The organism is Duganella zoogloeoides (assembly GCF_034479515.1).
GTDB lineage: Bacteria > Pseudomonadota > Gammaproteobacteria > Burkholderiales > Burkholderiaceae_D > Rugamonas > Rugamonas zoogloeoides.
The window spans coordinates 3115763-3140447 of sequence record NZ_CP140152.1 but is presented as its reverse complement, the minus strand read 5'-3'; the positions used below and the strand labels follow the sequence as shown (position 1 = coordinate 3140447).

The following is a 24685-nucleotide window of genomic DNA, read 5'->3' as shown; positions in this document are numbered from 1 at the left end:
CAGTTGCTTGTTTTTAGTCGCTTGTTAGCAGCACGTCGCCGCTGGCATCGACCGTGAGTGCAATCGGCGTGAGCGCCTGGCCCAAACACGGCCCGCGCACGCAGGCGCCGCTGCCGATGTCGAACAGCGCGCCATGCGCTGCGCACACGATGTGGGTGCGGGTGGCGTTCAGGTAGGCGTGTCGGCGCCAGGCCATCGGCGTGTCGCCGTAGTGCGGGCACAGGTCGCGGTAGCCATGCAGGCGCGCGCCCTGGCGCACCACCAGGATGCTGTCCTGGCCGCAGCCTGCGGGATCGAAGCCGCGCGCGGCGCCGTCCGCCAGCTCGTCCAGGTGGCACAGCAGGATTGGGAACGGCGCGGCCATCGGCTTGTCTCGCTGATTGTTTTTACGGTGAGGGCAGTGTGCCGGCCAAGCCACGCTGTGTAAAATCAATTGGATGCATGGCTGGTATCCGGATCGTCGATACCTGGACCGTGAGCGCTGCCGAGCTTCAGGCGTCGGCTGGAATTTCCATGGTCACTGCCAGCCCGCGCCCATCAAGCCCGCCGCTCATCTTGATGCTGGCGCGGTGGCGCTCGGCGATGCGGGCCACGATCGACAACCCCAGGCCGCTGCCCGGCAGCGACGCGCCGGCCAGGCGGAAAAAGCGCTCGAACACGCGCTGCTGCATCTCCGCCGGAATGCCGGGTCCGGAATCGGCCACGCACAGGAAGCTGCTGCCATCGCGCTGGCCGCAGCTGATGGCGATGCGGCCGGGGACAGGCGTGTAGCGTACCGCGTTATCGACCAGGTTCCGGATCAGCATGTGCATGCTGTCCGCGTGCAGCGCACAGGGCGCTTGCGCGATCGACAGCTCCAGCGCCAGTCCCTGGTGAGCGCACACCTGGCGCCAGTGGTCGGCGTGCTCGCGCAGCAGCGGCGCCAGGTCGCCGGCTTGCGGCGTGGTGATCGCGCCTTCCACTTTTTCGAGCGTCAGCAACTGGTCCATCAGCCGCGCGGCGCGGTCCACGCTCACGCCGAGGGCGGCGATGAACTCCTCGCGTTCCCCGGCGCTGCGGGCGCGCTGCAGCACCTGCAGATTGGTCTTGATGGCGGCCAGCGGCGTGCGCAGTTCGTGGGCCGCATCGGCGGTGAAGCGCTGTTCGTGTTCCATGGTTTGCCGCACGCGGCCGAACAGGCGGTTGATGGCGGAGAGCAGCGGATGGACCTCGCTGGGTGCGGCGTCGAGGCTCACCTCGGCCAGATCGTTGGGCGTGCGCGCCGCCACTTCGTCCGCCGAATCCTGCAACACCCGCACCACGCGGCTGATGCTCCACCACAGCGCCGCCGTCGCCAGCAATGCCAGCAGCGTGCCGAAGATGACGATCTTGTAGAAGAAGCGGCTGCTGATGTCCTCGCGGTGGCTGGTGGGTTCGGCCACCACCAGCGCCAGTTCGCGGCTTTCGTCCCACAGCGTGTACAGGCGCCAGCGCTGGCCGTGCAGCGTGGTCCACGACAGGCCGGCTGGCGCGTCGGGCGAGAGCGCCGCATCGGGGGCGCCATCGTTCTTGTACAGCACCCGGTCGTTGACGTCGCGCACCTGGAATAGCAGGTACCGGTGCGGGTTGGCGTGGCCCTTCATCGGCAGACTGATCGGCTGCGACAAGCCATGCTCGCGCACCTCGTTCTCCACCAGCGACAGCAGCAAATGGCCGGTTTCCACCAGCGACTGGTCGAACAGTTCGTCGCTTTCCTGCTGCGCCTCTACATAGACGATGGCGGCGCTGCTGGCCCACAGCAGAAGCGTCAGTCCCAGCAACGACGCCAGCAAGGTGCGCTTGAGCGACCACGGTTTGCCAGCTGCTGTGCTCATGGCGCCGCCGGCTTGTCGATGCAGTAGCCGATGGCGTGCACGGTGCGGATCAGGTCGCGGCCCAGTTTTTTGCGCAGGTGGTGGATGTGGACCTGCACCGCGTTGCTTTCCACCTCGTCGCCCCAGCTGTACAGGTTTTTCTCCAGTTGCTCCCGGCTCAGCACCCGGCCGGCCTGTTCGACCATCATCAGCAGGATGCGGAACTCCTTGATCGTCAGCGCCACTTGCCGACCTGCCTTGGTCACAAGCCGGTCGGCGACATCGATCACGAGGTCGTCGTGCACCAGCTGTTCGCGCACCCGCCCGGCCGCGCGGCGGCAGGCGCTGCGGATGCGGGCCGCCAGTTCGTCGAGATCGAACGGCTTGACCAGGAAGTCGTCGGCGCCGGCGTCGAGCCCGGCGATGCGGTCGGGCACCTGGTCGCGCGCCGTCACCATCAGCACCGCACCCGTATAGCCGCTGTCGCGCAGCAGGTGCAGGGCCTGCATGCCGTCCTGGCCCGGCAGGCCGATGTCGAGCAGGATGCAGCCATAGTCGTGCAGCCGCGCCGCCGTCAGGGCGTGCTCGGCGCTCAGCACCCAGTCAACGGCGTAGCCGTTCTGTTCCAGTCCGATCTGGGTGGCGCGGCCCAGTTGCGGGTCGTCTTCGGTCAGCAGTAGTCGCATCGTGTCAGCCTGTTTTCTTCTGTACGTCGGGTGGCGCGGATACTGGGCGGCAGTTGTTAAGAACCTCTTAAGAACTGCTCAGCACCATCGCCCGCATTCTCCCCACCGCGAATCAACCATGTTCAACGGATTATTACTCATGTCCGCCGCTGCCACCGCAGTGGTGCCGGCCCCCCGTCCGGAGCAGGTGACCGTCACCGCCGCGCAGATCCAGCGCGCCGGCATCCAGACTACGCCGGCGCTGGCCCGCTTGCCTGAAGCGGGCGGCACGGACGGCGATGCCGTGGTGCTGTCCGGTACCGTGGTGCCATCGGCCACCGCGATGATTGTCAGCGGCACGGCCTGGGGCGGTATGGTACAGGAAGTGCACGTCGCCACGCTGCAGGCGGTCAAGGCCGGCGCGCCGCTGGCGACCCTGTTCAGCCAGCCCTGGATGGAACTCCAGCGTGATTACGTGGAGCTGTCGGCGCGTGCACGCCTGGCGGCCGACAAGCTGGCCCGCGACGAAAGTCTGCATGCCGACGGCATCATCGCCCGCGCGCGCCTCGACGAAAGCCGCTCGGCCGCGCAACTGGCGCAACTGGCCGTGCACCAGCATGCGCAGGCGCTGCGCTCGGGCGGCATGAGCGCCAAGGCGCTGGCGGCCCTGCCGGCCAGCCAGCGTTTGAGCCCCTTGCTGACGGTGCGCGCGCCGGCGGCCGGCACGGTAATCGAGATGCCACTGGCGGTCGGCCAGCAGGCCGAACCCGGCGCCAGCGTGGCGAAGATCGTGCGCGACGGTCCGCTCTGGGTCGAACTGCAAGCATCGCGCCAGCAACTGGCGGTGCTGGCGGTGGGCGACCGGTTGACGGTGGCTGAAGGGTGCCAGGTACGCATCAGCGCGATTTCTCCGCTGGTCAATGGCGTCAACCAGACCGCGCTGGTGCGCGCGGCGCAGCAAGAGCGCAACAACTGCCTCAAGCTCAACGCGTTTGTCGAGGCGCGCCTGGCGCGTGCGCGCACGCAGACCGGTGCGCTGGCGGTGCCGACCGCCGCGCTGGCGCGGCGCGGCGCGGCCAGCTACGTGTTCGTGCGCAATGCGCAGGGTTTCGAGGCGGTGCCGGTGCAACCGGGCGCCGCTGCCGGTGAGCTGGTCTGGGTGCGTGGCGCCCTCCAGGATGGCGCGCCGGTGGCCATGCGCGGCGTGGCCGCCATCAAGGGCGCGTGGAGCGGTCTCGGTGAGGCCGCAGCCGAGGCACTGGCACCTGCAGTACCTGCCGCCAAAGGACAGCCATAATGCTGGGCCGTCTGATTGCACTGTCGCTGGCGCAGCGACTGCTGGTTCTGGTGCTGGCGATATTGATGGTGCTGGCAGGCGCCAAGGCGGTCGGTGAGCTGTCGATCGACGCCTTCCCGGACGTCTCCAGCACCCAGGTAAAAATCATCATGAAGGCGCCCGGCATGACGCCGGAGGAAGTGGAAACCCGCATCGTCGCGCCGATCGAACAGGAACTGCTGGGCATACCGCACCAGGCGGTGCTGCGTTCGCAATCGAAGTACGCGATTGCCGACATCACGCTCAATTTCGACGATGGCACCGATATGTACTGGGCGCGCCAGCAGGCCACCGAGCGGCTAGCCGCGGTGCTGCAGGACCTGCCGGCATCGGCCAGCGGCGGCCTGGCGCCGATCACCACGCCGCTGGGCGACGTGTTCATGTTCACCATCGACGGTCCGCTATCGCTGATGGAAAAACGCACGCTGCTCGAGTGGACCATCCGCCCGCAGCTGCGCAATATTCCCGGCGTGGCCGATGTCAACTCGCTGGGCGGCGAAGTACGCAGCTTCGAGGTGATTCCCGACCTGGCCGCGCTGGCGGCGCGCAAGGTGTCGCTCGACCAGCTCGAGCAGGCGCTGCAGGCGAACAACCGCAGCGATGGCGCCGGCCGCCTGAACAGCGGTGAGGAATCGTTCCTGATCCGCAGCGACGCCAGCGTGCGCAACCTGGCCGACGTGGCGGCGATCGCCATCATCAGCCGCGACGGCGTGGCCGTCACCGTAGGCCAGGTGGCGCAGGTGCGCATCGGCGCGCTGACGCGCTATGGCACGGTCACGCAAAACGGTACCGGCGAGGCGGTGCAGGGCCTGGTGCTGGCCATGCGCGGCGCCAATGCGCTCGACGTGGTGGACCAGGTGCGTGCGCGGCTGGCCGACATCGGCAAAACGCTCCCTGCCGGCACTACCATCAACACTTTCTATGACCGCGGCCACCTGGTGGAGCGCGCGGTCGGCACCGTCGGCAAGGCGCTGCTCGAAGCGACCGTGCTGGTCGTGGTGCTGCTGTACATCTTCCTCGGCAATGTGCGCGCGGCGGTGGTGGTGGCGTGCATCTTGCCATTGTCCGCGCTCGGCACCTTCCTGCTGATGCGGCAGTTCGGCCTCAGTGCCAACCTGATGTCGCTGGGCGGCCTGGCGATTGCCATCGGCATGCTGGTCGATGCGGCGGTGGTGGTGGTGGAAAACATCGAAGCGCACAGCAGCAAGGCGCAGCCGGGCATGTCGTGGCTGCACGTGATCTACCGCGCGGTGCGCGAGGTGGCCGTGCCGGTCACGGCCGGCATGGTGGTGATCATGGTGGTCTTCATTCCTCTGCTGACGTTACAGGGACTGGAAGGCAAGATGTTCGCGCCGGTGGCCATGACCATCATCTTCGCGCTGGGCGCTTCGCTGCTGCTGTCGCTCACCGTGATTCCCGTGCTGTCGTCGCTGCTGCTCAAGGTCCATCACGGCCCGGCGCCGCGTATCGTGGTGTGGATGGAAGGCGTGTACCAGGCAGTGCTCACGCGCGCACTGGGGCGCGAGCGGCTGGTGATGACAGCGGCCGGCGCGGCGCTGGTGGTGGCAGTGGGCCTGTTCATGGTGGTCGGCAAATCGTTCATGCCGGTGCTGGAAGAGGGCGACCTGATCATGCAATCGGAGAAGCTGCCGTCGATCGGCCTGGCCGAATCGACCGACCAGGACCTGGCGATCCAGCGCCGCATCCTGCAGCAGGTGCCGGAAGTGACGCGCATCGTCGCTCGCCTCGGTACCGATGAACTGGGCCTCGATCCGATGGGCCCCAACGAAACCGATTCCTTCCTGGTCCTGAAACCGCGCGATCAATGGCGCAGCCCCGACAAGGAAGGCCTGATCGACGCCCTGCGCCAGGCCACCGCCGATTTCCCCGGCATCAATTTCAGCTTTACGCAGCCGATCGAGATGCGCACGTCGGAAATGCTGTCCGGCGTACGCGGCGACCTGGCCATCAAGATCTTCGGTCCGGACACGCACCAACTGGGCGAGCTGGCCGAAAAAATTGTCGGCGTGGTGCAGGCACTGCGCGGCAGCGAAGACGTGCTCACCGTGAAGAACGAAGGCGTGCAGTACATGCTGGTCGATATCGACCGCGTGGCTGCCGGCCGCCTCAACCTCACGGCCGAGCAGGTGCAGAACGACCTGCGCACCATGATCGAGGGCCGCACAACCGGCATCGTCATCGACGGCGCCCAGCGCCTGCCGCTGCTGCTGCGCGGTGGCGACGACTTGCGCATGTCGCCCGAGCTGTTCCGCCAGATGCGCATCCCGCTGGCCGATGGCCACTCGGTGCCATTGAGCCAGATCGCCGCGCTGCGCGCGGTCGATGGCCCGGTCAAGGTGGAACGCGAGAACGGCAGCCGGCTGGCCGTGGTGCGCGCCAACGTGCGTGGCCGCGACCTGGTCGGTTTTGTCGAGGAAGCCAAGGCTGCGGTGGCGCAGCAGGTCAAGCTGCCGGCCGGTTACCGGCTGTCGTGGGGCGGCCAGTTCGAGAACCAGCAACGGGCGGCGGCGCGGCTGGCGGTGGTGGTGCCTGCGGCGCTGGCGCTGATCTTCCTGCTGCTGTTCAGTACCCTGGGCAGCGTGCGGCAGGCGGTGCTGGTGTTCGTGAATATTCCGTTCGCGCTGATCGGCGGCGTGGTGGCGCTGGCGGTGACCGGCGAATATCTGTCGGTGCCGGCCTCGGTGGGATTCATCGCGCTGATGGGCATTGCCGTCCTCAATGGCCTGGTGATGATCACGTGCTTCAACCAGATGGTGGCGCGGGGCGTGCCGCTGGCGGAGGTGGTCAACCAGGGTGCGCTGCGGCGCCTGCGCCCGGTGATGATGACCGCCTGTATCACCGGCCTGGGCCTGGTGCCGCTGCTGCTGGCCACCGGCCCCGGCTCGGAAATCCAGAAGCCGCTGGCCATCGTCGTCATCGGCGGCCTGCTCAGCGCCACCTTGCTGACGCTGATTTTGCTGCCGTTGCTGTTCCGCCGTTTCGGCATGCCTGCCCGATTGGAAACTGAATGAAATTTTTAACCAACGATACCCTGCTGACGCTGGTCATTCCCGTCGGCCTGGAAGAAGACATCCTCGATTTTTTGCTGCTGCATCCGAAGTGGGCCGGTGGTTTTTCCATCATCGCCGCGCAGGGCATGGGGCAGGGCGCACGGCTGCAATCGGCAATGGAGCTGGTGCAGGGCCGTAGCGCGCGCAAGCTGGTGCTGATTGCCGGCGTGTACGCCGAACTGCAATTGCTGATCCAGGCGCTGGCCGCCGAGATGCCGGCGCCCGATGTCGATTACTGGATGAGTCCCTTGCTGGCCAGCGGGAGGCTGGCATGAAGGCGCTGGCTACGCAGGTTGCCCTGGCCTGTGCGCTTTTCGTCAGTGTGACCAATGCGGCCAACGCCAACAGTACGGTCACTGGCTCGCCGCTGGCCGGCGACCTGCTGTACGCGCTGCCGCCCGAGCAGGCGGTACGCCGCACGCTGGAGTCGTTGCCGCCATTGCGGCTGGGGACCATGGAACAGGAACTGGCCACCGCCGAACAGGCCAGGCTCAATGCAGGCACCCACGAATGGACGGTCCGCGCAGGCGCCTCGCAGCGCCGCGTGGAGGGCGAGCGGCGCTACACGGAACAGGAACTGGGCCTGGAGCGCGGCATCCGCTGGTTCGGCAAGGCGGACCAGGACCGCAAGATCGGCGAGAAAGGCGTGACGCTGGCGCAGGCCCAACGCGCCGACGCCTGGCACGAAGCATGCCGCACCCTGATGCAGGACTGGTACGACGCCTTGCGCGCGCTCGCCACCGTGCAGCGCCTGGCCGAACAGCACGCGCTGGTACAGCAGCTGCAAGCGGCCGCCGAGCTGCGCGTCAAATCCGGCGACAGCCCGGCACTGGAAGTGATGCAGACCGAAACCGAGCTGGCCCGCTCCGAAGTGCTGCTGGCGCAAGCCCGGCACGACGCCGCGCAGGCGCTGGCACTGCTATCGACCACTTACCGCCAGCTACCGCAGCCGCAACTGGACCGCCTGCCGGAACCGCAAGGAGACCAATACGACATGCCAACGCGGGTCGCCCGCATCACCGACGACAACCACGAACTGGAACTGGCCGAGGTGGAAGCGCAGTTCCAGGCATTGAAGGCGCGCCGCGCCGCCAGCGAACGGATGCCCGATCCGGTGCTGGGCATCCGCAGCACGCGCGAACGCGACGGCCAGGAACGCACGCTGGGCGTGAGCCTGTCGATCCCGCTCGGTGGCGCCGCCCGCACCGCCGAAGGCGACGCCGCTGCCGTGCGCGCACGCATGGCGGAAGAGCGGGTCAGCCAGGTCAAGACCCGGGTGCAGCTTGATGCCCAGCGCGCGGTAGCGGCGCAGCGTCACACGTACCAGGCCTGGACCAGCCTGCGCCAGGTGGCCCAGCAAAGCGGCCGCCAGGCGCAGTTGATGGAGCGCGCCTGGCAGGCCGGTGAAGCGAACCTGAGCGACGCGCTGCTGAGCCGCCGCCAGGCGCTCGACACCACGCTGGCCGCGCAAACCGCCCAAATCGCGGCACTGGCCGCCGCCGCCCGCGTGCAGCTCGATGCCCACGCGCTGTGGACGATCGACTGATATCGAAAGGAACTGACCATGAACAGACTACGCAGATTGGCGGCGGTAGCCATAGTGGCGGCCACGAGTGGCTGCACCACGTACGGCCCCGCTGACCAACGGCACGGCTACATCGACAGGGTGTACGCCGAGGGCGAGCGTCCCGCAAAGCTGCCCGATTGCCTGGCGGCGCTCGACGCCGGCCAACTGGCCGGCACCCGCTTCGTGGCGGTACAGTACGGCACCATGCGGCTGCGCAAATATACGATCGCACTCGCGCCTGCCGGGATGCTCCTGGCTGAGCGCGACAAGGTGGCGTTCGTGCCGGCGCAGTGCGTTGGTAATGATGCCCCGCGCATCGTGCAGCTTATCTCCAGTCAGCAGGTTGGGAAAACCCAGCCTTCCGCGTCCCGCTGACAAAACCGCGATCGGCGCAGCTGCCAACCGTGCTAACTGCGGCGGTGCCGCAGCAGCGCCAGCAATTTTCCGGTATCGAGCGGCTTGGAAAAGAACTGGTCGAAGCCCGCCGCCTGCGTCGCCAGCTTGTCTTTTTCCTGGGCATAGCCGGTCAGGGCGACCAGCAACGCATGTTTTGTCTCCGGTTGGCTCCTCAACCGGCGCGCCAGCTCGTTGCCATCCATTTCCGGCAAACCGATGTCGAGGATGCAGACGTCCGGCTTTTCCAGCTGGGCGCGAAGCAGGGCGCTGCCGGGCAGGTGTTCCACGAAGGTCTGGTGGCCGTATGCTTCCAGGTACTGCGCCAGCGTGCTGGCGGCGTCTTCATTGTCGTCCACGACCAGGATGCGCAACGGCCCGTCTGCTGGCAGCTGCCACGGTTCAAGCGCTCGGGCCTGGGCAGATGAATCACCGTTCAATGGAATATGTTTCGGCAACGTCACCGTGAAGCGGCTGCCGGTACCTTCCCCGTTGCTGAAGCAGCTGATGTCCCCGCCGTGCATTTCGGTCAGGCTTTTCGCCAGGGCCAGGCCGATGCCGAGGCCGCCCTGGGAGCGGTCGGAAGTGCGCTTGGCCTGGGTGAACAACTCGAACACCCGCGATTGCAGTTCCGTCGCCATGCCGATGCCGTTGTCCTCCACTGACAACGTGATGGTGTCCGGCGTTGCAGTCACGTGGATGTCGATGGCGCCGCCCGCCGGCGTGTACTTGGTCGCATTGCCGAGCAGGTTGGTGACGATTTGCACCAGGCGTTTATGGTCGCCCAGCACAAAAACAGGAGCCGGGGCAACGCGCACGCGCAGTTGCTGCTGGCGGGATTCGATAAAGGCGCGCACCTGTTCTATCGCGCTGTCCACCACCGGCGCCAGGTCCAGTGGCACCCTCTCGATATCGACCAGCCCCTGCGTTACGCGCGACACATCCACCAGGTCATCGACCAGAGCGGTCATGTGTTTTACCTGGCGCAGAATGATACCGGCGCTGCGTTTTCTGATCTGTTCGTCCGACGCGAACTGGTCGAGCATCTCGGCAGCCGCGCTGATCGGCGCCAGCGGGTTGCGCAATTCGTGGGCCAGCATGGCAAGAAATTCATCCTTGCGCTGGCTGGCCTGCTCCAGCGCCTGCTCGGCTTGCTTACGGTCGGTCACATCGCGGGTGGTGCCGGCAATGGCTTCCACTTCGCCGTCGGGACCGAACACCGGTACGAAGATGTATTCATAAATCCGGCGCCCGAAGCCGCCGTCGAAAGGCACTTCACCGCGCACCGATTGTTTGGACGCCACCACCAGCTCGATTTCACGGTCGTGCAACTCCGCATGCCATGGTTCGTAACCCAGTTCGAGGCAATTCTTGCCGATCGATTCTTCCCAGGTGCGTTGCCACATCTGCAGCAGCACCTTGTTGGCATACGTAAAACGGTGATCGAGATCGAACACATAGGCGAGGTCCGGCGAGTTCTCCAGGAACGTCTCGTAGAGGCGGCGCCGGCGGTCGGAACCGGCGGCCAGTTCCGCCAGCGCGCCCACGTGCCGTTGCCGCTCGCTGGCGATGCGGGTGCGATCGGCCACCTCCCTGATAAAGGCGAGTTCTGCCGGTGTCCAGCGCCGCGCGGTTGCGTGGTTAACATAAAGAATCGCCACCAGCCGGCCCCGCTCAAGCAAAGGAACGTGGACCAGGGCGGCTGCGGTGCTTGCCTGTGCCGGCACCTCGTCGACGGCGACGAGTTTTCCTTGTTTAAGATCGTCGATGTACATGCCGACATCGCGCAGGGAAAGCTGTTCTGCCTGCGGCGCAATGCCGTCTGCTTGCCATTCGCGTACGACGTGCAAGGTCTCGGCGTTGGCGCCAATGGTGGCGTAACCGACCCGGCTCGCACCCACGGCCCGCCCCAGCGCTTCGGCGGCGCTGATGGCGATATCCTCCGGCGTGGTCAGATTGCGCAGCACGTCGCTCAGGCTCGACAACGCCTGGCGCAGCGTTTCTTCCTTCATGCGCTCTGAGATGTCGCGGAAATAGATGGACAAGCCACCTTCCGCCGGATAGACGTTGACGTCGTACCAGCGGTCATGATCGGGGTAATAGGCGTGGAAGCTGGCCGCGGTGCGCGTGTTTGCCGCTGCGCGGTACACGCGTTCGAACTCGCTGCCCACCGTGCCTGGAAATACCTCCCAGATGCTGCGTCCGATCAGGTCGCTGGCGGCATGTCCCAGCACCTGCTCGGTACGCCGATTGACATAGGCGAATTCCCAGTTGCGGTTCAGCGTAAAAAAAGCGTCGGTGATGCTGTCCAGGATGGTCTGGGCATCACCGAGTTCGACAGCGTGCGGATCGGAATTGTGCGGCATACATTGGACAAGTAATTTTTCACCAGTGTAATGTAGTTTTGCTGCGAGGTTCGCATGATTGCACCGCAGCCCAGGATAGCCGGGCTGCGGTTTCCGCCTTACTTTTTCGCCGCGAATGCCTTGGTCAGCGCGTCGGCCGCGAATTGCTCGGCGTCCTTGGCTTTCGGCACCACGGCGCCCATGCCGAAGAACTCGTGGGTGACACCGTTGTACAGCTTGTAGGTGACGGGCACGCCGGCTTTCTGCAGCGCGTCGGCGTAGGCCTTGCCTTCGGACAGCAGCGGATCGATTTCAGCGGCAATCACGGTGGCCGATGGCAGGCCTTTGAGGTCGGCGTTCTTGAGCGGCAGCGCCATCGGGCTCTTCGGATCGGCCGCGTAGTGCTTGAAGAACCAGTCCATCATCGGCTTGTTGAGCGGCTTGGCGGCGGCATTGGTCACGTAGGACGGGCGCGTCATGTCGTTGTCCACCACCGGGTACACCAGCAGCTGGTGCACCGGCAGCGTGGCCTTCTTGTCACGCGCCATGATCGAGACCACGGTGGCCAGGTTGCCGCCCGCGCTCTCGCCGCCAACCGCTACCCGGGCCGGGTCGCCATTGAATTCCTTGGCGTGTTCCAGGGTCCAGGTATAGGCCGCATAGGCGTCGCCAGGTGCGGCGGGGAACTTGTTTTCCGGCGCGCGGTGATAGTCGGCCGAGACGATGATGGCCTTGGCCATCTTGGCCAGTGCGCGGGGCGAGGCGTCGTAGACCTTGGTGTCGGCAATCACGAAGCCGCCGCCGTGGTAGTACACCATCACCGGGAACGGGCCCTTGCCTTCGGGCGTGTAGATATGGACCGGGAAATCGCCGGCCGGACCCTTGATGGTCATTTGCTTGACGGTGACGCCTGCCTCCGGCGCGGTGCTCTTGCCCATGTCGGTCAAGACCTTCTTGACCGCATCGGCCGGCGTCGGCTGCTTGCGCGCTTCTTCCGGCGTCAGGGTTTCGATCGGCTTGCCGCCAAGCGCGGCAAGCGCGTCGAGCACTTTCTGCATGCTGGCGTCAGCTTTCGGGGGCGTGGCCGGGGTGGCGGCAAAGGCGGCGTTGGCGCAGAGCAGGGCGCCCATGGCTACTGCGGAAAGGGTCAGGGTACGTGTCATTGGAGGGTTCCCGGTAAGTTAAAAAACGGCGCGCGATGCGCCGATCAAAGTTCCGGGTTCAGAGTAATGGCACTGCCGAATTCGGTGTGTTCGTGCGCGTACCAATTCACGTAGCGAAAACATAAAAAAGTTGAAACTGAACGCGCTTTGGCTGCGTACGCGTGCCGGCCACGCAGACCTACTTCGCCGCCGGACACGCCAGCTTCGGCGCCCGCTCCGCCACCCCCATCAAATGGTCGCCGTCGAGGTCCACGCGCTGGTTCAGGATTTCGATGCGCCCGCCCGCATCGCGCACTTCGTAGAGCTTGCCGCGGGCGTTCTTGAACGGGCGGTGCACGACCAGCATGCGCTTGCCGTCGAAGGTATCGAACAGCATGCCGTGACCGGAATCGCGCTTGAGGATAGGCGGCAGCTGGGTCCACGGCCCGCGCACGTCGCCGGAAGCCGAGCGCGCGACCGACTGCACGTAGCCGTTCTTGTCGTAACTCGACCACAGCATCAGCAGGCTGCCGTCGGTTGACGGGTACAGTTGCGGGCCGTCGGTGACGTACACGGGCGCCTTGGCGGGTTTGCCGTCGGGGTCCACCGGTTTCTGGCCGTTGCTCCAGTCGGCTTCGGACGCCTTGAACAGCAGCACCGGTGCGCCAGCGGGCTTCAGGGCGCTGGTCAATGGCATCGCTTCGATGGTGCCGTCGGCCGTTTGCACCCATTCATGCGCGTACACATACCAGGGCTTGCCGGCGCGGTCGATGTGCAGCGTGCCGTCGAGCGTCATCAGGTCGCTGGGGACCACCGGCTCGCCGTGATTGAGCGGGACGAACGGACCTTGCGGACTGTCAGCCACCGCCATGATGGTGCCGCGCCTGAAGGCTTTCCAGCCCGATGCCGATGGCTTATCGAGGGTTAGCTTTTCGTTGTACATCGTGGTCAGCAGGTAGTATTTGCCTTGCCAGGCGTGCACTTCAGGCGCCCACGCGCCGTCGTTGGCCCAGCCGCCTTGCGGCAGCCGGAACACCACAGTGGGCTTGCGCCAGTGTTTGAGGTCGGTACTGGTGTACGCCATGACGCCGACGCCGCATTCGCCGGACATGGACGGCACATTCGACGTGTACAGGTAATAGGTGCGGCTGGCCTGGTCGGCCACGATAAACGGATCGTGCAGGTGCATGGCGGGCAATTGCAAGGGGGCGTCGGCCGGCGGTAGCGGCGCGATGGCCGCTGGTTGCGACTGCTGCGACGGTTGCGCCGGCTGCGCCGGTGATCGCTGCGCGATGGCCGGCAGCGCGCAGCACAGCAGAATGGCGGACAGGATGGTCAAGCGGGGCATGTGGGCCTTTCGTCGGGTCAGGGTGAACATCAGTCGAAGCGCAAGGTCAGGCTGCCTGCGTAGGCGCCGTTGGCAACCGGCCAGGCGGCCGAGGGGCCCAGCGCTTCGGTCGGCGTGAATTTTTCGCCGATGGCGGGGATGGCGTGCAGCCAGGACAGGTCGCCGGCCGGGAATTCCACAGTCGTATTCGCATGCGAGATGCGCGGCGTACCGATGCGCAGGTAGCCGTCGGGCGCGCCGCTGCTGGCGTCGCTGCTGTTGCTGCTGCTGTTCCTGCTGACACGCAGCATGCCGGTCGTGGTGTCCAGCCGCGCCCAGCGTACGCCGGCAAAAAAGCCCTGCGATTCGGGATAGCGGAAGCTTTCGCCCGGCTGCTGGTCGAATTGCGCCACCTCGTGCACGCCGAGCCAGGTGCCTTGCAGCCGGTTTTTCCACACGCGGTACGGTCCTTCTCCGAGCCAGCGCGTGCTGCGCAGCGCTGTCTCGGGATGGTCGAAGGTGATGCCGTGGTATTGCACCACGCCGTCCAGCCGGTAGCCGTAATCGAGGCGCAGGTCGCCGTTGGCGGCCATGGTCCAGCGCAGGCGATCGAGGCCGCCGCTATGGCTGGCCTCGATCCAGGCCACGGGCTTGCCATCGGCATCGGCGCCGGTGCCGCTGCGCACCGTGGCCAGGCTTGCCGTATCGGATGCGGCAGGGAAGCGCTGCGCCGCGTGGCCGAGGCGCACGCCGGTCATGGCGATCGCCTGCCCATGCTGGTCGATGGGATTGGTGATGCGCACGGCCAGCACCGGCTGCGGCGGGAAACGGTAGGCGTTGCCGTCCGACTTGCGGCGGGTGGCGTCGAACACGGTTTTCCAGGTGGTGCCGTCGGCGCTGATCTCGAGTTTGAAGCGGGCGTAGGCGGTAGCCTTGTCGAAGGCAGGAGTCAGTTCGATCACGCTGGCCGTTTGCGGCGCGGTCAGGCGGTGGATGGTGGCGCCGGGCTGGTTGCTGGCGCTAGGGGGGCTGCTATCGTCTGCGCGATCGATAAGCGGCAGCCAGGCGATGTCGGTACTCGCTGCTGGCAGCGGGCGGGCATACGCCAGGCGCGGCCCGTTGGTCAGGGCCGACACGCGGCTGCCGTGTTGCAGCGTGCGCAGCTGGCCACTGGCTGCGTCGAAGGTAGCGCTGACCGGCCCGGCGGCCAGGCGCAGCGTATCTCCCTCGGTGGTGACCGTCGGCGTAGCTGATGCTGCCGGAGATGCGGCTGCGGGGATCGCTGCGGGGCTGGCAGACGAAGCGCTGGCTGCGCCAGCAATGGTTGACGCGGCGCTGGCAGTAGAGTTGCCGGCACCGGCACCGGCAGAAGCGGACATCCGCTCAGCATTGCTGACCGGATTGGCGGCGGCGCGCGCAGGCTGCCGCTGGTGCGGCAAGGTCTTGCCCGCCATGCGCGCGGCCAGTCGTGCCGACAGATCGCTGGCCGGGTATGTCCAGGTCCAGATGTGCTGCCCATCCGCGCCGGTCGCGGTCACCGCGATCGCATCGGCATCGAGCTTGCGCCACCCGGCAGGCAGGCGCAGGTCGAGCTTGCCATCGCTGCGTGCGGCCACGCCCTGGGCGCTGCCTGCGCCCCTGGCCAGTTCGTGCGCAGCCGTGGACGCCGCATCGGACGCGGCAAAGCGCAGCAGGCGCCAGTCGAAGCGCACCTGGTCCAGGCTGGCGAAGTCGTAGCGGTTGTGCACGGGCAGCGTGCCGTCGAAACCGGCGTCGAACGTGGCTGCGCCCAGCTTTATCGGCGACCAGATGTCCTTGACCGCGTAGTAACTGCCTTCCTTTTCGTGGTGCGGCCCGACGATGCCGTCGGGGCCATAGGTGCCGTACGGGTCGATGCGGTTGCCCTGGTCGGTACGGGCCACGCCTTCGTCCACCAGCGCCCAGATCACGCCACCGACGCCCCTCGGCGAAGCCATCATCGCGTCCCAGTAGTCTTGCAGGCTGGCGCCGCCGCCACCGTCGTACAGCGCGTGCATGAATTCGGTCGGCATGAACAGGTTGGGGCCGCGCAGGCGCTCGTTGACCAGGTTCCAGTTCGGATAATGCTTGGTGTCGAGCCCGTTGAAGATGGCCCATGGATGGATGACGGGACGCTGCTGCGGGTCGTACTTGCCGTATTCCGCGTCGAGGTCGGTGTTAAAACCGCCTTCGTTGCCGTTGGCCCAGAACAGGATGCTCGGATGGTTGACGTCGCGCGGCACCATCTCCGCCACCAGCTTGCGGCCAATCGTGGTGCCGTGCGCGGCCTGCCAGCCCGACAGCTCGTCGATCACGTACAAGCCCAGTTCGTCGGCCGCTTCGAGGAAGGCGGGGTCGGGAGGATAGTGCGACATGCGCGCCGTGTTCATGTTCATCGACTTGATCAGGCGCGCGTCGGCGTAGTTGTCCTCGCGGTCGAGCGCGCGGCCTGTCCCGGGCCGGAAGCTGTGGCGGTTGACGCCCTTGATGACGATCTTGCGGCCGTTCAGGTACAGGCCATCGCCCTGGCGCACTTCGAAGGTGCGGAAGCCGAAGCGCGTACTTTGCGTGTGGAGCGCCTTGCCGTCCTGGCGCAAGGTCAGGCGCAGCGTGTACAGGTTGGGCGTCTCGGCCGTCCACAGGCGCGGCGCGGGCACGCTGCCGCGCACGGTGACCGGCGCGGGATCGGCAGAAGAAGCCGAAGCCGAAGCCGGCAACCCCACGCGGAACACCGGCCCGACCGCCTTGCCCGCTGCGTCAAATACCTGGCCTTCCACGCTGGCGCCCGGCGCCGGCTGCGACAGGCGCACGCGCGCGGCCAGCGTGCCGTCGGCCCGTGCATCGATGGCCACGCCGGTAATCGCCTGCGCCGGTGCTGCTTCCAGCCACACCGGACGGAAGATGCCGCCGAAGACCCAGTAGTCGCCGGCGCGTTCGGCTTTTTCGCTGGCCGCATCCGACGCGACCTTGTTGACATCCACTTCCAGCACGTTGTCGGCATTGGCGGAAAGCTTGACCAGTTGCGTGATGTCGTAGCCGCAGCGGTAGAAGCCGCCGATATGGGGCGCGCCAGCCGCCACGCCGTTGACGCGCACCGTCGCTTCCGTCATCACGCCTTCGAACACCAGCCTGATGGTGCGGCCGCGCCAGGCCGGCGGCACGGCAAACTTCACGCGGTACTGGCCTTGTTCGTTGTGTCGCTTGGCGCCTTCGCCGTAGTCGTAGCCGCCAAAGCCTTGCAGCTCCCAGTTCGATGGCACCGGTATGGTTGACCACGCGCCGGCGCGGCGGCCATCGGAGACCTTGAATTCCCACGGCACGGCCGTGGCGGGCCCTTGGCCGGACAGGTAGCGCTGCTCGGTGACGGGAGTGGTGTCGGCCGACCGCGCGACAGGCGCGGCGCAGGCCAGCAAGACCGGTATCAGCAACCGCGCCAGGAATATGCCAACTGGATGCATGGTGGTCCTCGGTATGGAAACGGACCAGCATAACCATACTGCGACCGGAAGTCATCCATTGTCCGTTCGCACGCGCCAAGTGATCGCCGCGATGATTATTCAGGCTGCCACGGCGGGCGCCTGCAACAGCGCTTCGATCACATCCGGGGCCGAGGGACGGCCGAACAGGTAGCCTTGCACCTCGTCGCAGCCGCTGGCGCGCAGGAAGTCCAGCTGCGCGTGGGTCTCCACGCCTTCGGCAATCACGCGCAATTTGAGTTCATGCGCCAGGGCGATGATGGCGCGGGCAATCGCCTGGTCTTCGGTCTTGGCGCCGAGGTCGCGCACAAACGACTGGTCGATCTTCAGCGTGGTGATCGGGAAGGATTTCAGCGACGAGAGGCTGGAATAGCCGGTGCCGAAATCGTCGATCGACAATAACAGCCCCATGTGCTGGAGCTCGCGCATGGTGGCGACGGCGCCATCGAGATCGCGCATGATCAGGCTCTCGGTGATCTCCAGTTCCAGCAAGTGGGCCGGCAGGCCAGTGCCCAGCAGGGTGGCGGCAATATCGGTCAGCAGGTCCGCATCGTCGAACTGGCGCGGCGAGACGTTGACCGACATGACCAGCGGCGGCAGTCCCGCGTGCTGCCAGGCCATGCTCTGGGCACATGCCGTCCGCATCACCCAGCGTCCTATGTCGACGATGATGCCGCATTCCTCGGCCAGCGGAATGAAGTCGGCCGGCGGGATCGGGCCGCCGGTCGGATGGTCCCAGCGCACCAGTGCCTCCACGCCGAAAATCGCGCCGGTCCTGATATCGAACTTGGGCTGGTACACCACGCGGAACTGCTGCTCCTCCACGGCCGTACGCAAGCTGGCCACCATCGCCAGCTTGTTTTCCGCATTGGCGTTCATGCTGTCCGCATAAAAGCGGCATTGATTCTTGCCCGAGGCCTTGGCGCTGTACATGGCGACATCGGCGCGGGTGAGCAGGGAGGCGGCGGTATTGCCATCGCGCGGAAACACCGCAACGCCGGTACTGCAGCTGATCTGGACTGCGTGGCCTTCGATGTCCACGGTGCGCGCGACGGAGGCGGTGACCTGGTCAAGCAGGGCGAAACACTGCGCCAGCTGGTCGCGCCGGGCCGGCAGCACCATCACGAACTCGTCGCCGCCAAAACGTCCGAGCGTATCCTGGCGGCGCAGGCAACCGTGCATGCGGGCAGCGATCTGGGCGAGCAGCATGTCGCCGGCGCCATGGCCCAGGCCATCGTTGACCATCTTGAAGTTGTCGAGGTCGATGAACGCCACCACCACCACGCCGTCGCGGCGGGTCGCGTGCGCCACCGCGCGTTCGATGCGCGATTGCAGCAGCGCGCGATTGGGCAAGCCCGTCAACGCATCGTGCTGGGCCATGTGGAGAATTTTTTCTTCCGCTGCCTTGCGTTCGCTGACATCGCGCACGATCGCAATCACGCCGCCTTCCACGCCGATCAGCTGTTCGTGAAACCAGGTACCCTTGAACTGCTCGACCGTATTCCTGATTTCCTTTTCGTGGACGCCACCCTGGGTCGCGGCCCGCGCCAGCTTGTCGAAGATCCCGTTGGTAAAGGCGTCCGGCATCAGGCTGCGCAGCGACGTATTGCGCAGGTGGTGCCGGCCGACGCCGGTCATCACTTCGGCCTGGCGGTTGACTGCCGAGATGCGGAAGTCGGTAATCGTGTTGGCCTGATCGACCATGCTGTGGAGGACAAAAAACGCATCCTGGTTGCTTTCCGAGGCGGCTTCGTAGGTTTGCTGCGCCAGCCGGATGCTGCGGCGGGTTTTGGCCCCTTGCCGGTTCCAGCCCCAGAATACGGCCAGCATGGCCAGCAAGACCAGCGTGGCGCCGCCGGCTTGCCACAGGTGGGTCAGGCGGCGCGCGTCGAAGGCCGTCAGTTGCTCCGCTTTTCCCAGCCCGACGACCGCGTTCAGATGCAAGCGGCCGATGCGGCGCGTGGCGGTATAGCGCTCGATGGCGTCGGCCGTGGGCGGTAACGACGTGTTGTCACCGATACGCGACGCCAGCATGGCGCCGTCCTGGTCCAGGAGTGCCAGCATGCCATGCCTGCCGAGGCGCGACGTCTCGTAGGCGCTGGTGAAATATCCGGCATCCACGGTCAGCATGGCAACGCCGCTGAAGCGGCCGGCGTTATCGGTCAGGCGCTTGGTAAATTGAACCGCTGCATGGTGCTGGTCCGCACCGGGCGCACCGCTGACAAACACCCGGTCCGTAGCATCGTCGCGGTGATGCCTGAAAAACGGTTGCGCCGCCACCGACGCGGCCGCCGCTGGCGGACTGGCTTCCACCAGGTTGCCGTCGCTGTCGATGACGCTGACTGCAAACACGATCGCCGGCGGCAGCAGGTCTTCGTTCTTCATTGCCTGCAAGGCGTTCCTGGTGCCGTTCAGTTTGACGGCATAGTTGACGGTCTTGAGGGTCTGCTCAATGCCGCCGACATTGCGCGCGATTTGCGCCTCGTAGGTGTCGATCAGGTCTGCAAGGGAGGCGTTGACCGCGCGCACCGTGTTGTCGTGCTCGATGCGGATGAAGTGAAAGGTCGCACCCCAGATCAGCACCAGCAACACCAGGGCGAACAGCGGCATGGCGAGCGACTGCCGCACTTCGGTGTGCTGGGCAAACATTTCCAGGCTGGCATTGCCAACCTTTGCCGGGGGCATGTTATTTACTCACAACTAATACGATCTGGACGCTGTCGTCCAGCGCGGCGCTGTCGATGTAGCCGATCAGCGATGGATTGGCCGCGACCTGGCGCCGCATCGCCACGCTGGTGGCCATTTCCCTGGGCGGCAGTCCGCGCCCGGTGAAGACCATCTTGGTCCAGTAGGCGCGCAGCAGCGCCGGCGACTTGGCGCTGACCTTGTCGTAGAACTGTTCGCGCAGCGGCGAATCGATCGACAGGTCCAGCGGGGTGACGCTGTCGCCGTTGGGAAAACGTTCGGTCTGGGCGAGAAAAATATCGGAGACCTGGCCGCGATTGAGCGCCACCGGCGCGCGCTTGGCCGAGACAATGACGACCAGTTCGGCAGACGCACTGGGGCAAATGATACTGAGCGTCAGTGCCAGCAGCGATGTCAGTAATGGTGTTGTAAATGGTGTCGTATAGAGGTTCATGGCGCCACCATCAGAAAACGAAATCGAGCATGGTGCTCACCACGTGGACCGGATGCCCCGATCTGAAGCCAGGCTGGACATTGATCAGCGTGCCATTGCTCACGCCCTCGGGGCGCAGGCGATCGTATTGCAGCTTCAGGCTGTAGTCGCGCGCGAAGTCCCAGCGCACGCCGGTGCTGACCGTATGCTGCGCGGCGATGGTGCGCAGCAAGCCGTTGAGCTGCTGATTGAGACCGATGGCAAGCGGTACCACCTGCGCCGGGTACGCCGACACGGGCAGGCCCGCATCGAATAACGGCTGGTGCGCCTTGGCCCTGGAATAGGTGACAAACGGTGTGAATGCATTCCAGCGGTAGCCGGTGCCCAGGTACGACACCGATTTGTTGCCGAGATATGATCGTGCGTTCAAGCGGCCGGTTTCGCCCATCAGGAACCAGGAACCGGGATCATACGTAAAACCGATCGCTGCAACCGACGTCCGCTTGTTCGACACGTCGTAGCGCTCGGCCAGCGCGGCACCGGGCGGTCCGAATTGCCTGAAGGCGTCAAACAGCGGCTTGGCGATATCGACGGTAAGCGTGGCGGTCATTATGCTGGCGCGCACCGTCAGGTTGTCGGTGGTGGTGGTGTTGGAAATGCCGATCAGTTGCCTGGCATTGGCGTGGGCCGAATTGCCGACCCGCACCCGGGTACGCCCGAACGAGCCCTGCGTCACATTTTTCAGCCCGCCCGTGCGCCAGCTGTAACTGACATCAATGCCGTCGCTGTTCGATACCGGCAGGCCGCCATAGACCTCGACCGGGGGCCGTACCCACGGCAATGCATAACTGGCCTTGCGATAATCGCCCAATAAAAATATCGGCAGTGCAGTGCGGCCGATGCGAATACTGAGTTCCGGCGAATAGCGGTATTTTATATTCGCCCATTCAACGCGCGGTGAAAAATCCTTGTCCAGGTTTCGCTCGGTAATAACCTGTAACACCGCCGACCAGTCGGCGTTCGATTCATAATTAATCTGGCCAGCGAACCGGCTATCGACGTCATAGCTGGTGTGCTTTGACATTCCGGCGCGGCCGGGATTAATAACATTCGACGTAAAGTCGGCGTTGCGTTCGCTGGAGTGGACCAGCCCGGCGCTGCCGTAGCCGGCAAAGGTCCACGGCTGCACCGCCAACTCGTCCGTCGTCGCCTGTGCCTGCGCGCTTGCCGCTCTGGCACACATAAAAATGATGGCGAATCGTACAAGCATACGAGGCGCAGAAGAATTGCTCGGCATATGGGCTGATCTATATTTTCGACATGCAAATAATTGCACTTCGATATTGCGAAGGAGGGGGTACGGCAGGGGAGGCGGGAAAAATCCGAGAACCTATTGGAACTATACAGGCGATGTGGATATGGTGCAATTTAACGTGCAAACTAACAACGAATTGTGCGGCACGTGGGTGCCGACACAACGGGAGCGCGGTGGCGGCGCGGGCTGGCGGTGCGTGTCAACACCGCCAGGCAGACTGTCAGACAGCCGGCTGCTACGGTTGGCTCGTCGGGCAGTAGCGTTCGACATACGCCTGGTGCGCCGGCATCTGCGCAACGGTGCGGTCGATGCCGGTACGGATGCCGTCGAGGAACGCCGCCAGCTCACGCTCGGGCATCACGTGGGCCGTATGGTGCTGCGTGCGCGGAAATAAGCCCTGGCCCAGCATGACCTGCACCCACGAGTTTTCGGAGAACAGCTCATTCTGCGACCGGAACACGCGGCCCGAGCCGCCGAACAGGTCGAGCCGGTGCTGCAGCGACGGCGGTACCGTCATGTCGCGCGCGGCGCGCCAGTACGGCGTATCGTCGCGCTCGGTCACCTTGTAGTGGAGGATGATGAAGTCGCGGATGGTGCGGATGTCGTCGGCGGCCTGGGTGTTGAACTCTGCCACGTCCACCGGTTCGATGCCTTCGGTCGGGAACAGCTGCAACAGGCGCACGATGCTGCGCTGGATCAGGTGGATGCTGGTCGATTCGATCGGCTCGAGGAAGCCGGTTGCCAGCCCCAGTCCCACCACGTTGCCGGCCCACACCTGGCGGCGCTGGCCTGGTGTAAAACGGATCACGCGCGGCTCGGTCAGCACCTTGCCCTCGATATTGGCCAGCAGTGCGGCTCTCGCGGTGTCGTCATCGACGAAGCGGCTGGAAAACACGATGCCGTTGCCGGTGCGGTGCTGCAGCGGGATGCGCCACTGCCAGCCCCAGTCGTGGGCGATCGCGCGCGTGAGCGGCACGGCCGGTCCCACCGACTCGGTCTGCACGGCGATCGCGCTGTCGTTGAACAGCCATTGCGACCAGTCCTCATACTCGACGCCCATGGTCTGGCCCAGCAGCAGCGAGCGGAAGCCCGTGCAGTCGATGAACAGGTCGCCTTCGAGGCGGCGGCCCGAATCGAGCAGCAGCGCCGCCACGTTGCCATTGGCCGGGTCGCGCTCGACACTGGCGATCTTGCCCTCGATCCGTTCGATGCCGAAGTGCTCGGCGTAGCGGCGCAGGTAGCGCGCGTAGCGGCTGGCGTCGAGGTGATAGGCGTACACCAGGCCGTCGTCGGGCAGGTGGCCGAAGCGCAGTGCCCGCGCCGCCTTGTGCTCGAGGCAATAGTCGCCGTAGTCGGCAGCGATGCCGCGCTCGCGGCCCTTTTGCCAGAAATGGTGAAAGCCGGCGGTCCAGTGGTCGGTGCCCGTGGAGCCAAACGCATGGATGTAATTTTCGTCACGGGCGCGCCAGTTCTCGAAGCTGATGCCCAGCTTGAAGGTGGCCTGGGTGGCTGCCATGAATTCGCGCTCGTCGATATCGATCAGGCGATGGAACTGCGCCAGGCTGGGAATGGTGGCCTCGCCCACGCCCACGGTGCCGATGTCGTCGGATTCGACCAGCTTGATATCGAGCACCTTGCCCAGCGTGCGCGACAGGGCGGCGGCGGCCATCCAGCCGGCGGTGCCGCCGCCGGCAATAATGACCCGGCGCACCGGGCGAGATGGTTGAGTTTGTTGGTTCTGTTGGGGCATGTCTCAGTCTTTCTCTCTGCGTGGAGATGGTTGTTGTAGTAATGCCAACCGTTAATTCTACACGTTGCTTGCGGGAGTGAGTACATTGCGCCCATGCGCGATACGCTACGGACTCACCTGAACCACCCGCACGCCGCTGCGATGCAGCATGGCTACCGCAGCAGGCGGCGCCTGGGTGTCCGTGATCACGGTATCGACCGCACTGAGCGGGCACAGCACCGGGCCGGTGCGTGGCCAGAGTTCAGTGCTGTCGGCCAGCACGATCAGGCGCTCGGCCTGGTCGATCATCCGCTGCTCGGCACGTTGGCGCTCCGCGTCGGACTCGATCAGGCCGTGCTCGTTGACGCCCGCGATGCCCATAAACATCTTGCTGCTGTAATGGTAGGTGGCATAGTCACGCTCGAACGGACTGAGCACGATGCCCCGTTGCCGGTCGATGGTGCCGGCCTGCAGCACCACTTCGCTGCTGCCCGCGTTGATCAGGGTGCGCACGCTCTGGAACGAATTGGTCTGCACGGTCAATTGTTTGGTGGCGAGAAACTCCGCCATCAGCAAGGTGGTGGCGCCGCCGTTGATGGTGACGGTCTCGCCGTCGCTGCACATGGCAGCTGCGGCGCGGGCGATGGCGCGCCGGCGCGCTGCGCGTAGCGGCAATTCGGGTTGGCTGGAGTCGGGATTGAAGGACAACGCCGGCTTGCCGGGCAGGCATTCGATGCCGCCCAGCCGGCGCCGCGCCAGGTTGTGTTCGAGCAGCCACACGATGTCGCGGCGTGCCGACGGCAGTGAAATATTGAATAACTTTGTCAGTTCGGTCACTGCGATAAAGCCGCGCTGTGATAGCAACTTGAGCAACTGTCGGCGGCGTTCGTGGTTGTACATGGCTGGCTTTCTATGGTGCGCGCGGAGGACCAGGGCGCTAGCGGAGGCCGATGGCGATATGGTCGTCGCCGATATTCACCGGCACCCCGAACAGCGCGCTGACGTCGCGGGCGAACATCTCCGGCGCGTTCACCGGATAGCGCCCGACCAGGGTCTTGCGGCCCAGCGCCGGATCCAGCAGGATGATCGGCTTGCCTTCTTTGCAATTATTTCGGTTGAAATCGGCCACCGCATCGGCCAGCGGGCGGTTGACCAGTACGAGCTGACCGGTTTCCCGCGCGCCCGGGAAAGGCAGGCCTGAAGGCACCGGCACAGCGCAGGCCGTCAGGCCGCTGCACAGAAGCAGCAGCAACAGGCGCTTGCGCGCAGCCGTATCATCGAAATCGAGCATGGTTACCTTGGTCGTGGCGGGATGGCGGCTGCCTGCACCCGGTGCCGGCGCGGCCATTCC

18 protein-coding genes are annotated in these 24685 nt (G+C 65.6%); 5 read left to right on the top strand and 13 right to left on the bottom strand.

Features of this window, described 5'->3' with window-relative positions:
- Positions 1–13: 13 nt before the first annotated feature.
- From SR858_RS13810 to SR858_RS13800, 3 genes are all read right to left on the bottom strand, one after another.
- Positions 14–364: a Rieske (2Fe-2S) protein gene (locus SR858_RS13810; protein ID WP_019924292.1), complete on the bottom strand. Its 351-nt coding sequence runs from the start codon at positions 362–364 to the stop codon at positions 14–16.
- A 127-nt stretch (positions 365–491) separates the two neighbouring features.
- Positions 492–1853: a sensor histidine kinase gene (locus tag SR858_RS13805; RefSeq protein WP_019924293.1), complete on the bottom strand. Its 1362-nt coding sequence runs from the start codon at positions 1851–1853 to the stop codon at positions 492–494.
- A complete protein-coding gene (locus tag SR858_RS13800; protein ID WP_019924294.1) occupies positions 1850–2518 on the bottom strand; it encodes a response regulator in 669 nt (222 codons plus the stop codon). Before SR858_RS13800 ends, SR858_RS13805 begins: the two co-directional genes overlap by 4 nt.
- Before the next feature lie 139 nt (positions 2519–2657).
- Here SR858_RS13800 and SR858_RS13795 point away from each other — a divergent pair, with 139 nt between their 5' ends.
- From SR858_RS13795 to SR858_RS13775, 5 genes are read left to right on the top strand one after another with little or no spacing between them, the layout of a single operon-like run.
- The gene (locus SR858_RS13795; protein WP_019924295.1) at positions 2658–3794 is read left to right on the top strand and encodes an efflux RND transporter periplasmic adaptor subunit; all 1137 of its coding nucleotides are present in this window, start codon (positions 2658–2660) and stop codon (positions 3792–3794) included.
- Positions 3794–6865 (top strand): efflux RND transporter permease subunit, encoded by a 3072-nt coding sequence (locus SR858_RS13790; protein WP_019924296.1) that lies wholly within the window; start codon positions 3794–3796, stop codon positions 6863–6865. Before SR858_RS13795 ends, SR858_RS13790 begins: the two co-directional genes overlap by 1 nt.
- Positions 6862–7179 carry a DUF3240 family protein gene (locus SR858_RS13785; RefSeq protein WP_019924297.1) on the top strand — a complete coding sequence of 106 codons (318 nt, stop codon included), beginning with the start codon at positions 6862–6864 and terminating at the stop codon, positions 7177–7179. The genes SR858_RS13790 and SR858_RS13785 overlap by 4 nt, the downstream gene beginning before the upstream one ends.
- Complete coding sequence (locus tag SR858_RS13780; RefSeq protein ID WP_019924298.1) at positions 7176–8450, top strand: TolC family protein; 1275 nt, start codon at positions 7176–7178, stop codon at positions 8448–8450. Before SR858_RS13785 ends, SR858_RS13780 begins: the two co-directional genes overlap by 4 nt.
- Before the next feature lie 18 nt (positions 8451–8468).
- Entirely contained in the window at positions 8469–8846 is a 378-nt protein-coding gene (locus SR858_RS13775) for a hypothetical protein (RefSeq protein WP_019924299.1), read from the top strand.
- Between the two features lie 32 nt (positions 8847–8878).
- On the opposite strand, the gene SR858_RS13770 is transcribed toward SR858_RS13775, so the two are convergent.
- The 10 genes from SR858_RS13770 to SR858_RS13725 form a co-directional block, all read right to left on the bottom strand.
- Positions 8879–11230, bottom strand: coding sequence for a PAS domain-containing protein (locus SR858_RS13770; RefSeq protein WP_019924300.1), 2352 nt, complete (start codon positions 11228–11230; stop codon positions 8879–8881).
- Positions 11231–11328: 98 nt separating this feature from the next.
- Entirely contained in the window at positions 11329–12372 is a 1044-nt protein-coding gene (locus SR858_RS13765) for an alpha/beta hydrolase (RefSeq protein ID WP_322534597.1), read from the bottom strand.
- Positions 12373–12550: 178 nt separating this feature from the next.
- On the bottom strand, positions 12551–13699 hold the full coding sequence (locus SR858_RS13760) for a glycoside hydrolase family 43 protein (RefSeq protein WP_154820118.1): 1149 nt from the start codon (positions 13697–13699) through the stop codon (positions 12551–12553).
- 29 nt (positions 13700–13728) lie between these two features.
- Positions 13729–17154 carry a glycoside hydrolase family 2 protein gene (locus tag SR858_RS13755; RefSeq protein ID WP_154820119.1) on the bottom strand — a complete coding sequence of 1142 codons (3426 nt, stop codon included), beginning with the start codon at positions 17152–17154 and terminating at the stop codon, positions 13729–13731.
- 99 nt (positions 17155–17253) lie between these two features.
- Positions 17254–19857, bottom strand: a complete 2604-nt coding sequence (locus SR858_RS13750; RefSeq protein ID WP_019924304.1) for a bifunctional diguanylate cyclase/phosphodiesterase — start codon at positions 19855–19857, stop codon at positions 17254–17256.
- A gap of 1 nt (position 19858) precedes the next feature.
- A complete protein-coding gene (locus SR858_RS13745) occupies positions 19859–20311 on the bottom strand; it encodes a hypothetical protein (protein ID WP_019924305.1) in 453 nt (150 codons plus the stop codon).
- A gap of 10 nt (positions 20312–20321) precedes the next feature.
- Entirely contained in the window at positions 20322–21587 is a 1266-nt protein-coding gene (locus SR858_RS13740) for a hypothetical protein (protein WP_154820121.1), read from the bottom strand.
- 253 nt (positions 21588–21840) lie between these two features.
- A complete protein-coding gene (locus tag SR858_RS13735) occupies positions 21841–23355 on the bottom strand; it encodes a tryptophan halogenase family protein (RefSeq protein ID WP_026637739.1) in 1515 nt (504 codons plus the stop codon).
- 105 nt (positions 23356–23460) lie between these two features.
- Complete coding sequence (locus SR858_RS13730; protein ID WP_019924308.1) at positions 23461–24234, bottom strand: DeoR/GlpR family DNA-binding transcription regulator; 774 nt, start codon at positions 24232–24234, stop codon at positions 23461–23463.
- Between the two features lie 37 nt (positions 24235–24271).
- Entirely contained in the window at positions 24272–24682 is a 411-nt protein-coding gene (locus tag SR858_RS13725; protein ID WP_019924309.1) for a hypothetical protein, read from the bottom strand.
- Between the last annotated feature and the right edge of the window lie 3 nt (positions 24683–24685).

Bases quoted from the DNA above. Each gene is read 5' to 3' on its own strand.
- SR858_RS13755 (WP_154820119.1), bottom strand. From the start codon at position 17,154: ATGCATCCAGTTGGCATATTCCTGGCGCGGTTGCTGATACCGGTCTTG.
- SR858_RS13740 (WP_154820121.1), bottom strand. From the start codon at position 21,587: ATGCCGAGCAATTCTTCTGCGCCTCGTATGCTTGTACGATTCGCCATC.
- SR858_RS13760 (WP_154820118.1), bottom strand. From the start codon at position 13,699: ATGCCCCGCTTGACCATCCTGTCCGCCATTCTGCTGTGCTGCGCGCTG.
- SR858_RS13800 (WP_019924294.1), bottom strand. From the start codon at position 2,518: ATGCGACTACTGCTGACCGAAGACGACCCGCAACTGGGCCGCGCCACC.
- SR858_RS13750 (WP_019924304.1), bottom strand. From the start codon at position 19,857: ATGCCCCCGGCAAAGGTTGGCAATGCCAGCCTGGAAATGTTTGCCCAG.
- SR858_RS13765 (WP_322534597.1), bottom strand. From the start codon at position 12,372: ATGACACGTACCCTGACCCTTTCCGCAGTAGCCATGGGCGCCCTGCTC.
- SR858_RS13770 (WP_019924300.1), bottom strand. From the start codon at position 11,230: ATGCCGCACAATTCCGATCCGCACGCTGTCGAACTCGGTGATGCCCAG.
- SR858_RS13810 (WP_019924292.1), bottom strand. From the start codon at position 364: ATGGCCGCGCCGTTCCCAATCCTGCTGTGCCACCTGGACGAGCTGGCG.
- SR858_RS13780 (WP_019924298.1), top strand. From the start codon at position 7,176: ATGAAGGCGCTGGCTACGCAGGTTGCCCTGGCCTGTGCGCTTTTCGTC.
- SR858_RS13735 (WP_026637739.1), bottom strand. From the start codon at position 23,355: ATGCCCCAACAGAACCAACAAACTCAACCATCTCGCCCGGTGCGCCGG.
- SR858_RS13785 (WP_019924297.1), top strand. From the start codon at position 6,862: ATGAAATTTTTAACCAACGATACCCTGCTGACGCTGGTCATTCCCGTC.
- SR858_RS13745 (WP_019924305.1), bottom strand. From the start codon at position 20,311: ATGAACCTCTATACGACACCATTTACAACACCATTACTGACATCGCTG.
- SR858_RS13775 (WP_019924299.1), top strand. From the start codon at position 8,469: ATGAACAGACTACGCAGATTGGCGGCGGTAGCCATAGTGGCGGCCACG.
- SR858_RS13805 (WP_019924293.1), bottom strand. From the start codon at position 1,853: ATGAGCACAGCAGCTGGCAAACCGTGGTCGCTCAAGCGCACCTTGCTG.
- SR858_RS13795 (WP_019924295.1), top strand. From the start codon at position 2,658: ATGTCCGCCGCTGCCACCGCAGTGGTGCCGGCCCCCCGTCCGGAGCAG.
- SR858_RS13790 (WP_019924296.1), top strand. From the start codon at position 3,794: ATGCTGGGCCGTCTGATTGCACTGTCGCTGGCGCAGCGACTGCTGGTT.
- SR858_RS13725 (WP_019924309.1), bottom strand. From the start codon at position 24,682: ATGGCCGCGCCGGCACCGGGTGCAGGCAGCCGCCATCCCGCCACGACC.
- SR858_RS13730 (WP_019924308.1), bottom strand. From the start codon at position 24,234: ATGTACAACCACGAACGCCGCCGACAGTTGCTCAAGTTGCTATCACAG.